The 9,523-nt window shown below is 60.4% G+C and carries 7 protein-coding genes; 4 read left to right on the top strand and 3 right to left on the bottom strand.

What is annotated here, in order from left to right; all coding sequences use genetic code 11:
- Positions 1-218 precede the first annotated feature (218 nt).
- The 3 genes from JMA46_RS12350 to JMA46_RS12340 are packed head-to-tail and all read right to left on the bottom strand — an operon-like array spanning position 219 to position 3,591.
- On the bottom strand, positions 219-1,172 hold the full coding sequence (locus JMA46_RS12350) for a ribokinase (RefSeq protein ID WP_207345646.1): 954 nt from the start codon (positions 1,170-1,172) through the stop codon (positions 219-221).
- Positions 1,169-2,584: an MFS transporter gene (locus JMA46_RS12345; protein ID WP_348770152.1), complete on the bottom strand. Its 1,416-nt coding sequence runs from the start codon at positions 2,582-2,584 to the stop codon at positions 1,169-1,171. Before JMA46_RS12345 ends, JMA46_RS12350 begins: the two co-directional genes overlap by 4 nt.
- Positions 2,585-2,589: 5 nt before the next feature.
- Positions 2,590-3,591, bottom strand: coding sequence for a nucleoside hydrolase (locus JMA46_RS12340; protein ID WP_207345645.1), 1,002 nt, complete (start codon positions 3,589-3,591; stop codon positions 2,590-2,592).
- Between the two features lie 247 nt (positions 3,592-3,838).
- On the opposite strand from JMA46_RS12340, the gene lysS reads away from it, so the two are divergent.
- The 4 genes from lysS to JMA46_RS12320 all read left to right on the top strand — a co-directional run bounded on the left by lysS (position 3,839) and on the right by JMA46_RS12320 (position 9,435).
- Positions 3,839-5,287, top strand: coding sequence for a lysine--tRNA ligase (lysS, locus tag JMA46_RS12335; RefSeq protein WP_207345649.1), 1,449 nt, complete (start codon positions 3,839-3,841; stop codon positions 5,285-5,287).
- Positions 5,288-5,549: 262 nt separating this feature from the next.
- Positions 5,550-5,879 (top strand): Lsr2 family protein, encoded by a 330-nt coding sequence (locus JMA46_RS12330; RefSeq protein WP_207345644.1) that lies wholly within the window; start codon positions 5,550-5,552, stop codon positions 5,877-5,879.
- Positions 5,880-6,075: 196 nt separating this feature from the next.
- The gene (locus tag JMA46_RS12325; protein WP_207345643.1) at positions 6,076-8,565 is read left to right on the top strand and encodes an ATP-dependent Clp protease ATP-binding subunit; all 2,490 of its coding nucleotides are present in this window, start codon (positions 6,076-6,078) and stop codon (positions 8,563-8,565) included.
- A 348-nt stretch (positions 8,566-8,913) separates the two neighbouring features.
- Positions 8,914-9,435 (top strand): amino-acid N-acetyltransferase, encoded by a 522-nt coding sequence (locus tag JMA46_RS12320; protein ID WP_207345642.1) that lies wholly within the window; start codon positions 8,914-8,916, stop codon positions 9,433-9,435.
- The last annotated feature ends 88 nt before the right edge of the window (positions 9,436-9,523 follow it).

The following is a 9,523-nucleotide window of genomic DNA, read 5'->3' as shown; positions in this document are numbered from 1 at the left end:
TGCAAATAATATTCATGGACCAACCCACGAATCTCATCCCTTGTATAACCCTTCGTAATTGATGACATGGCTGGCTCCTTTAATCAAAAGACACGAATGACTCACAACCAGCCTGACGTAGAGGGCCGCGCACCAACGGCTCCTAATGGTGCGCCACGGCAGACACTATAGGCCTCGGCCAAGATGTGGTTGGGGCCTTGGCAGGCTTGGTGCCGGAATTACAGGAGCGCGGCCACGTCTACAGCCGAAGGGTAGGCGGCTTGGGTTCCCTTTTTGGTAGTGGCCAGTGCTGCCGCCACGGACGCATAGCGGGCAGCCTCCACCAAGGAGTCGCCAGCGGCCAGGCGTGCTGCGATCGAACCGGTGAACGCGTCCCCGGCACCTGTTGTGTCCACGGCGTTCACCTTTGTGGGAGCGATCCACACCGCCGGCTCATCAGCGTTGGTCGAATCCAGCACCATTGAGCCGGCAGGACCCAGCGTTACCAGTACCTTGGCCAGGCCGCGGCCAGCAAATTGTTCCACCGCAGCCAACCAATCGGAGGCAGGTGCGTCGGAGGGTGGCATGGCCAGCCCGCCAAGAAACTGTGAGGCTTCGTGGGAGTTGACGAGCAGCACGCCTGTCAGGCGTGCCAGTTTGTCCGTGATCGGGGCGTAAGGGGAGAGGTTCAGCAGAACTGTTGCACCGGCGTCGTGCCCGGCCTGCGCTGCAGCAAGGACAGTCTCCGCAGGCACTTCCAAGCACAGGCAGACGACGCCGGCACCTTCAAACAAGGCAGGGTCAATGGCGTTGGCGGTCAGGGTGCCGTTGGCGCCGGCGGAGATGATGATGCTGTTCTCGCCGCTGTCCTCCACCGAAATGACCGCTACGCCCGTTGGCTCCTCGACGCGGCGGACATGGCTGACGTCCACGCCGGCACCGGCGGTGGAGGCAAGCAGCATGTCGCCGTTGGGGTCATTGCCTACTGCACCGATCAGCGTGACGTTCCCGTCCAACCTGCCAGCTGCTACGGCTTGGTTTGCGCTCTTACCACCCGGGTTGACGGCAAATCCGCTGCCGTGGAGCGTCTCCCCAGGCAGAGGCAGACGCTCGCAGTAGATGGTCAGATCGGCGTTGAGTGAGCCCGCCACCACAATCCGCCGTGGTGTCCCCGGTGTTTTTTGGCTGCTCATGCTGTCACCTCTGCGCTGACCGGCTTGGGGATAAGAGTTGAGGCCAGCAGGGCCAGTGCGGTCACTACCAATGCCACGACCACCACCGTGGTGTAGGACGCGACCACACCCGAGGACGTGGTGGCCACCAGAATGGCAGGCAGCACCAGGAAGCTCAACCCGGCGCCGAGGTTGAAGGCTCCGGCGTTCATGCCCGGCAGGAAGCCCGGGTTGCCTTCGGGGGAGTGGACCACGCCCAGGCCATTGAGCATGATGTTAACAGTTCCGGCGTACATGATGCCCAACAGTACGGCACCGGTGATCATCAGCGGCAGGCTGTGCAGGCCGAAGAATCCTATTACCGCCAAAGCCACAATGGATCCGGCCAGGCCGATCCGCAGCACGCGTGTGTAGCCGAACACGGGTGCCAGCCGCCCGCTGAAGGGTCCGAACAGCCAGCCGAGCAGCGCATATGGTGTCAAAATCAGCAGCGCCATTTGCGTGGCGCCCAGGCCGAACCCGGGGTCCGCGGCCTGCACAAATGCCGGCACGATCCCGTTGATGACGGCGAAGATGCCGGTCATGGCCAAGGTTGTGGTCAGCAGCGTGGCCCAGGTGGCGCGCTGGCGCAGGTGCCTGATTTCCACCATGGGATGCTTGGAGCGCTGCTGTGTCTTCCAGAACAAGACGAACGCGACGGCGGCGAGCACGGCCAGCGCGATAGTGATCATCAGCGTGTCGGCGGAGAATGCCCCTAGCAGTGCGGTGGCCTCGTTGAGCGCCGTCAGCAGCGCACCGACGGCCACAACGATGAACAGCACGCCCCACCAGTCCATTTGCGTTCCGGCACTGGGCTTGGATTCACGAGCCAGGAAGACAACGAGAAGTGCGGCGATGACACCAAGGACCACCATGAGCCAGAAGATGCTCCGGAAACCGTAATTTTGGGCCATGAAGCCGCCCACAAATGAGTCGATTCCGGCGATGCCGCCATTGACCGCCGTGAGCAGGCCCATCAGCACGCCGTATTTCTTTGCGTCGCTGACTTCAGAGCGCAGCATGATCAAGGCCAGCGGTACGGTGGGTCCGCTGACACCCTGGATGATGCGTCCCACGAACAGCCAGGAAACATCGGGGGCGATGGCGGAGATGACGGAGCCTGCAGCCATCAGGAGCATCATGCCCACGAGCACTTTTTTGCGTCCGATAATATCGCTGAGCCGGGGCAGGAACAGCGAGAACAGGGCCGCAGCCGTGAAGAACCATGTCTGCGACAAGCCGATCATGGCCTGATCGGTTTTGAGTTCCTCGCCCATGATGACAAGGGCGGGGCTGAGCATGGAAGCATTGAGCTGGAAAGCGATGCAGGCGGTCAGCAGGGCCGTCATCAGCGCTGTGACGCTCGCCGCCTTCGACGTCGTGTTTGTCCCGATCTTGCTCACGGGTCCACCTCGCCGATCCGCACCAGCGCGTCGGTGACGAGGTTCCAGAACTTCTCGTGGTCGAGCTTCACGGCCACCGACGTGTGGCAGTCCGCCGGTGGGGCGGCACGGAAGTCTGCCACCGTCATGCCAAGGGTCAGGGTGCCGGTGAGTTCGATGTCCACCGGGACCTTTTGGGTGGTCATGACGGTTGGGTCAATCACATATGCGACGGCGCAGGGGTCGTGGACCGGCGGGTAGTCAAAGCCCTGGGCGTCCTTGTACGTCTTGGTGAAGAACTCCATGAGCTCCATGACAAACTTGGCCGGCTTCGTCCCCACGGCTTCGATGGCGGCGACGACCTCCGGGGTGGCCAGTGCCTGATGGGTCAAATCAAGACCGACCATGACAACCTCCCAGCCGGCGTTGAACACGATGTGCGCTGCCTCGGGATCAATTTTGATGTTGAATTCCGCCACCGGGCTCCAGTTGCCCACGTGGTAGCCGCCACCCATGAGGACAACTTCGCGCACTCGCTCCACGATGCGCGGCTCCTTGCGGGCGGCCATGGCAATGTTGGTCAGCCCTGCTGTCGGCACCAAGGTCACGGAGCCGGGTTCGTGCGCCATGATGGTGTCAATGATGAGGTCGACGGCGTGGCGTGGGTCCAGCGTGGTGGTCGGCTCGGGCTGTTCCGGGCCGTCCATGCCGGATTCTCCGTGGATGTCCGGCGCATTTTCGATGCTCCGCACGAGCGGACGGTCGCAGCCCGCGGCAAACGGGACCCCGGTGATACCAGCGATCGTTGCCACAACCAAGGCGTTCCGGGTGACCTTTTCAAGTGTCTGGTTGCCCACCACGGTGGTTACGGCCAGCAGCTCGATGTTCGGATTGCCGTGCGCCAACAGAAGTGCGACGGCGTCGTCATGGCCAGGGTCGCAGTCCAGGATGATCTTGCGAGCTTCAGCGCCATGGTGGGGACCTGGGCCGTCGGGTTGTGAGGCTGGGAACGGGTTCAATTTTTCTCCACGTCTTCGAGGGCCGCTCCCGGACAGGGTGCCGGGGCTGTCGTGACAGCCAGTGTGGCACCGGGAACAGACTTACGTCTAGGGCTCGAGTATTCGTAATCGTCACGAAGGCCGCGTATGGCATTTTTGTACGCGTGGTTCACGGCACGGAGGGTTCACTCAGATTCACCCTCTAAGCTAGTATCTCGTGAGCGCAGAAAATACCCTGACCCCTGAAACCAGTGACGCCTCGGAGCAAATGCTCGTCCGCTTGGACAAGCGTGCCAAATTGCTTGAACGAGGCGAACAGGCCTACCCGGTGGGTGTGGCGCGGACACACACGCTGGAAGAAATCAGGGCCAAGTACCCGGAGCTGGAAGCCGACACCGCCACAGGCGATATTGTTGGCGTCAGCGGCCGTGTGGTGTTTGTACGCAACAAGGGCAAGCTGTGCTTTGCCACGATGCAATCCGGGGCTGGCACGCGCCTGCAGATCATGCTCTCACTGGCCAATGTTGGCGAAGAGCCCTTGGCTGACTGGAAAGCCCTCGTTGACTTGGGCGACCATGTTTTTATCAAGGGTGAGGTGATCAGCTCCCGCACTGGCGAGCTCTCCATCATGGCAACGCAGTGGTCCATGGCCGCCAAGGCGCTGCGCCCGCTGCCTGTGCTGCACGCGGAACTCTCCGAGGAAACACGCGTGCGCCAACGCTACGTGGACTTGATTGTCCGCGAAGGAGCCCGTGAACAGGTCAAGACCCGGTCCGCGATCGTGAAAGCCATCAGGGACACCTTGCACGGCGAAGATTACATTGAGCTGGAAACACCCATCCTGCAGCTGGTTCACGGCGGCGCCTCGGCACGCCCGTTCCACACACACCTGAACGCGTTCGACCAGCCGATGACGCTGCGCATCGCCATTGAGCTCTACCTCAAGCGCGCTGTGGTCGGCGGGCTGGACAAAGTCTTTGAACTGGGCCGTATTTTCCGTAATGAGGGCGTTGATTCAACACACAGCCCGGAATTCACCATGTTGGAAGCCTATGAGGCATACGGCGACCAGTTCACGATGGCAAAGACCATGCAGCGTATTATTCTTGCCGCAGCTGATGCCACCGGTTCACGCGTCATTGAAACTGCCCGAGGTGAAATCAACCTCGACGGGGAATGGCCTTGGCTGCCTGTGTACAAGGGCCTTTCCGATGCCGTGGGCGTTGAAATTACTCCTGACACCACGGCTCACCAATTGCGTGACATTGCGCTCAAGCATGAGGTTGGAATTGACCCGGCATGGGATGCAGAAAAGCTCGTCACCGAACTATTCGGTGAAATAGTGGAACCAACACTTATCCAACCCACGTTTGTTTGTGATTATCCGCCATCGGCCCAGCCGCTGGCACGCCCACACCGGGACAAGCCGAATTTGATCGAAGCCTGGGACCTGGTTATTGACGGCCGGGAAACCGGCACGGCATTTTCTGAGCTGATCGACCCGGTCATCCAGCGTGATCGTCTCACCCAACAGTCCATGGCGGCAGCGGCCGGGGATCCTGAAGCCATGCAATTGGATGAGGACTTCCTGCGAGCCCTGGAATACGGCGCCCCACCCATGGGCGGACTGGGGCTGGGTGTTGACCGCCTCGTCATGCTTTTCACGGGTGTGGGTATCCGTGAAGCCATTCTCTTTCCCTTGATGAAACCCGAGTAGGAGCGGCAAGGTTATGGAATATATTGCGGTTATATTGCCTTCCATAGGTGTTGGAGCCCTTTTCTACTTCGCTATGAAAGCAATATTTAATGCTGACAGGTCAGAGCGTGACGCGTTGGCGCAGGCCGAACATGATGCTGAATCGAATGGCGAGCACGGGGCTTAATTAGGAGAAAATGAATCTTTCTTTGACGTGAATGCATTTTCGAACCATAATTTGATGTGTTGTATTCATCAAATGAATGTGAGGCGATTAGCACCCATGGCACAGAAAATTCACGTCACGCTCGTTGACGATATTGATCAGAGCCCGGCGGATGAGAACGTCATCTTTGGGCTTGATGGCATCAATTACGAGATTGATCTCTCCGCAGAGAATGCGCACGCACTGCGTGAGTCCTTAAGTAAATATGTTGGTGCGGGCCGCCGTGCTGGTGGCAGGGCTGTTCGCGGCCGCGGGCCAGCCACACCGAAGGGCGGTAGCGATGTTGCGCAAATCCGTGCCTGGGCCCGTGAAAATGGCTACGAAGTGCACGAACGGGGCCGTATTCAGGCCGAGATCCGCGACGCTTACTACGCAGCACAGGGGTAAAACCCAGTAATTCCTAGGGCCTGAGCAGCCCGGCGCTACGGCGGGACTTCCACGCAACGGAGGTCCCGCCGTCGTACTTTAATGCCGTGGAAGCACAAGGTGGCGAGGTATTGCTATTTCCCCTGTGGCGAACAAGCCCCCACGACTGGCCGGCACTGCGTAGCATCAAAGTACGCAGTAAAAGGAGTGTGGCGAAATGTTTGAGCGATTTACCGACCGAGCCCGACGTGTTGTTGTGCTGGCCCAAGAAGAGGCCCGCATGCTCAACCACAATTACATTGGCACAGAGCACATCCTGCTCGGCCTCATCCACGAGGGTGAAGGCGTTGCCGCCAAGGCACTGGAGTCCTTGAACATTTCGCTGGACGGTGTCCGTGAACAGGTCCAGGAGATCATTGGGCAGGGGCAGCAGGCACCCAGCGGGCACATCCCGTTCACCCCGCGCGCCAAGAAAGTTCTGGAACTTTCCCTGCGTGAGGCGCTGCAACTGGGCCACAACTACATTGGCACTGAGCACATCCTGCTCGGGCTGATCCGTGAAGGCGAAGGTGTTGCCGCGCAGGTGCTGGTGAAGCTCGGAGCTGACCTGGGCCGTGTGCGCCAGCAGGTCATCCAGCTGCTCTCCGGCTACCAGGGCAAGGAGCCGGTTGCCAGCGGAGGACAGCAGCAGGAAGGCACCCCTGCCGGGTCTGTGGTGCTGGACCAGTTTGGTCGGAACCTGACCCAAGCTGCGCGTGAGAACAAGCTTGACCCCGTCATTGGGCGCGAGCATGAGATGGAACGCGTCATGCAGATCCTCTCCCGCCGCACCAAGAATAACCCTGTTCTTATTGGTGAGCCCGGTGTCGGCAAGACCGCTGTCGTTGAAGGGTTGGCGCAGGCAATTGTGCGCGGTGACGTGCCCGAAACCATCAAGGACAAGCAGCTCTACACTCTTGACCTGGGATCGCTTGTGGCCGGTTCACGGTACCGAGGTGACTTCGAAGAGCGCTTGAAAAAGGTGCTGAAGGAAATCCGTACCCGTGGTGACATTATTTTGTTCATCGACGAGATCCACACCCTCGTTGGTGCGGGTGCCGCCGAAGGTGCCATTGATGCTGCGTCCATCCTGAAGCCGATGTTGGCCCGCGGTGAGCTGCAGACCATCGGTGCCACCACACTGGACGAGTACCGCAAGCACATTGAGAAGGATGCTGCACTGGAACGCCGTTTCCAGCCCATCCAGGTTCCGGAGCCCTCCGTGGCGGAGACGGTTCAGATCCTCAAGGGTCTGCGTGACCGTTACGAGGCGCACCACCGTGTTTCCATCACCGATGGTGCGCTGGCTGCTGCGGCAACGCTGGCGGATCGGTATATCTCTGACCGGTTCCTGCCGGACAAGGCGATTGACTTGATCGATGAGGCCGGTGCGCGCCTGCGCATCCGCCGCATGACGGCCCCGCCGGAGCTCAAGGCCATGGACGGTGAAATTGCGGCAGTGAAAAAGCGCAAGGAAGACGCCATTGACGCCCAGGACTTCGAGGGTGCCGCGTCCCTGCGTGACGACGAGCAAAAGCTCATTGCTTCGCGGGCCGAGAAGGAGCGCCAGTGGAAGACTGGCGGCCTGGATGAAATCTCCGAGGTGGATGAGGAGCTCATCGCCGAGGTACTGGCGAACTCCACCGGCATCCCTGTCTTCAAGCTGACCGAGGCCGAGTCCACGCGACTGCTGAAGATGGAAGATGAGATCCACCGACGCGTGATTGGCCAGAATGAGGCCATCAAGTCGATCTCGAAGGCCATCCGCCGCACCCGTTCAGGGCTGAAAGATCCCAAGCGTCCCGGTGGCTCGTTCATTTTTGCCGGCCCCACAGGCGTTGGCAAGACCGAGCTGGCCAAGGCACTTGCCGAGTTCTTGTTCGGCGATGAAGATGCGCTGATCACCCTTGACATGTCCGAGTACTCGGAGAAGCACACCGTTTCACGTCTGTTTGGTGCGCCTCCCGGCTATGTTGGCTACGAAGAGGGCGGGCAGCTGACCGAGAAGGTCCGCCGTCGCCCGTTCTCCGTGGTTTTGTTCGATGAGGTTGAAAAGGCGCACGCAGACCTGTTCAACTCCTTGTTGCAGATCTTGGAAGACGGCCGTCTGACCGACAGCCAGGGCCGTGTGGTGGACTTCAAGAACACCATCATCATCATGACCACCAACCTGGGCACGCGGGACATCTCCAAGGCGATCGCCACCGGCTTCCAGTCCGGTGCGGACACCCAAACCGGCTACAACCGGATGCGGGCACGGGTCACCGAAGAGCTCAAGCAGCACTTCCGCCCCGAATTCTTGAACCGTGTTGATGACGTGGTGGTGTTCCCGCAGCTCACCCAGGATGAGATCATCGAGATCGTTGACCTGATGGTTGCGCGCTTGGAGACCCGCCTCGCTGACAAGGGCATGGGCATTGAGCTCTCACCCGCAGCGAAGGTTCTCCTCGCCACCAAGGGCTACGATCCCGCGATGGGTGCCAGGCCGTTGCGCCGCACCATCCAGCGCGAGATCGAGGACCACCTCTCCGAGAAGATCCTTTTTGGTGAACTCAAGGACGGGGACATGATCACGGTCGATGTTGAAGGCGAAGGCGACGAAGCCACGTTCACGTTCGTGGGCGAGGCCAAGCCAAAGGTACCTGAGGCCATCACCGCTTCCGCATAAGGCGGGGCTGCGCCACAGCGGTGCAGCAGCGAAACTCGGGCGCACAGTACGGCTAAGGGCGCACAACCTGCGGGTTGTGCGCCCTTAGCCGTGTCGCGGAAGTGGCAATGCGGCATGATTTCATCAGTGAAGGGGCCAACTGGCGACACTGGCGTATCTTTTCGGCCAGCGCGCAGGGTGTCACCGTCATCACCGAAAACGGCGCATCTTCTTGGCCAGCTGGCCAGCACTTCCATGAGGCCCCGGCGCCTCGGCCCGTTTCGATGGTGCACGGCGGCTGGAAGATGAGGCGGTTTGTGCGTGCGATGAATGACGGAAATGACGTAGCAAGCGTCATAGACTGAAACGGTGACTGTTCATACTTCTGCCCCGTCCGTTGTCCTCCGCCCTGCCCGCACCTCAGACGTCCACGCCATCAAGGACCTGGTTGCCCCGCTGGCCGAACAGCGAATCTTGATTTCCAAGGAGTCCGTCACCTACTTTGAGTCCATCCAGGAGTTCCTCATTGCCGAGGTGGACGGGAGGGTGGTTGGCTGCGGGGCACTGCACGTCATGTGGGAAGACCTTGCAGAAATCCGGACGCTGGCCACGGACGGAGCCTGGCGCGGCAAAGGGGTGGGCCGTGCGCTCGTGGAAAAGCTGACGGAAAATGCCCAGATGTTGGGGATCAGCCGAGTGTTCTGCCTGACGTTCGAGGTGGACTTCTTCCTGGGAAATGGCTTCACCGTCATGGCGGATCAAAGCGTGGTGGATCCAGCCGTCTATTCGGAGCTGCTGCGTTCCTCTGATGAAGGCATCGCGGAGTTCCTTGACTTGGCCAGGGTCAAGCCAAATACGCTCGGCAACACCCGGATGATCTGCAACCTGTAGCCGGAAACCTACCAACGGCCTCGGCTGCCGGGTAATGTTCAGGACAGGCGCGGAGTTTTCGCACGCCTGAAATTTCACTGAGTGTATC

It is taken from the genome of Arthrobacter sp. E3, assembly GCF_017353415.1.
Classification (GTDB): domain Bacteria; phylum Actinomycetota; class Actinomycetes; order Actinomycetales; family Micrococcaceae; genus Specibacter.
This window is presented reverse-complemented; position numbering and strand designations above follow the sequence as displayed.

Bases quoted from the DNA above. Each gene is read 5' to 3' on its own strand.
- JMA46_RS12330 (WP_207345644.1), top strand. From the start codon at position 5,550: ATGGCACAGAAAATTCACGTCACGCTCGTTGACGATATTGATCAGAGC.
- JMA46_RS12350 (WP_207345646.1), bottom strand. From the start codon at position 1,172: ATGAGCAGCCAAAAAACACCGGGGACACCACGGCGGATTGTGGTGGCG.
- lysS (WP_207345649.1), top strand. From the start codon at position 3,839: ATGCTCGTCCGCTTGGACAAGCGTGCCAAATTGCTTGAACGAGGCGAA.
- JMA46_RS12325 (WP_207345643.1), top strand. From the start codon at position 6,076: ATGTTTGAGCGATTTACCGACCGAGCCCGACGTGTTGTTGTGCTGGCC.